General features: G+C 65.2%; 1 protein-coding gene. It reads left to right on the forward strand.

What is annotated here, in order from left to right; genetic code table 11:
* Positions 1-1,189: amino acid adenylation domain-containing protein (locus tag J6497_RS40605; RefSeq protein ID WP_225709739.1), on the forward strand; the 1,189-nt coding region annotated here is incomplete at both ends.

The raw sequence follows: 1,189 nt of genomic DNA on the forward strand, positions 1-1,189 counted from the left end.
GCGTGGCGATGGTGGTGGGGCTTTTGGCGATCCTGAAGGCGGGCGGGGCGTATCTGCCGCTGGACCCGGCCTATCCGTCGGCGCGGCTCAAGCAGGTGCTCAACGATGCGGCGCCACGACTGCTGCTGGCCGATGCGGCGGGACGATCGGCGCTGGGCGCCGATGCGCTCCGCGATCTGACGGTGGTCGATCTGGAGACACCGACCCCGGCCTGGGCGGAGCTGCCGGCCTCGAACCCGGACCCGCGCGCCCTCGGCCTGACCTCGCGCCATCTCGCCTATGTGATCTACACCTCAGGATCAACAGGCACGCCCAAGGGCGTCATGGTCGAGCATCGGGGAGTGGTGCGTCTGGTGGCGGGGAACGATTTCGTCGAGATCTCGCCGCAGGACGTCTTTCTCAACGTGTCCTCGCCGACATTCGACGCGACCACGTTCGAGCTCTGGGGAGCCTTAGCAAACGGTGCGAGTGTTGTGCTCTATCCTGAACGCTATCTCTCGACGGCAACGCTGGCCCAGATCATCCAAAACCAAGGCATCACCATCGCCTGGATGACTGCCCGGTTGTTCGATGCCTATGCCGGAGAGGGGCGCAGCACTGATCGGCTGCAGCAACTGCTGGTCGGGGGCGAAGAGGTCTCCGTCACTTCCATCAGAGCATGCCAGAAGCGACATCCGACGCTGCGGATCTCAAATGGCTACGGCCCGACAGAGAACACCACCTTCAGTCTCTGCTATCCGGTGCTTGCTGGCTTCGATGACCAGCAACGAGTGCCGCTGGGCCGACCAATTCGAAATTCGGTGGTTTATCTGCTCGACGGTCATGGTGCGCCCGTTCCGTTTGGCGCGGTCGGGGAGCTCTACATCGGCGGGGCGGGGGTCGCGCGGGGGTATCTGAACCAGCCGGAGCTGACGGCGGAGCGGTTCATCGCCAATCCCTTTGTGGCAGGCGATCGGCTGTACAAGACCGGCGACCTTGCGCGCTATCTGCCGGACGGCAATCTGGCGTTCTTGGGCCGCAACGACGACCAGGTGAAGATCCGCGGCTTCCGGATCGAGCCGGGCGAGATCGCGGCGCGGCTCTCTGAGCACGCGTTACTGCGCGAGGCCGTGGTGGTGGCGCAAGAGGATCGCGCGGGCGAGACGCGTCTTGTCGGCTATGTGGTGTGCGCGCCCGAGGCAGGATCGGA

This window comes from Bradyrhizobium cenepequi (assembly GCF_020329485.1).
Classification (GTDB): Bacteria; Pseudomonadota; Alphaproteobacteria; order Rhizobiales; family Xanthobacteraceae; genus Bradyrhizobium; species Bradyrhizobium cenepequi.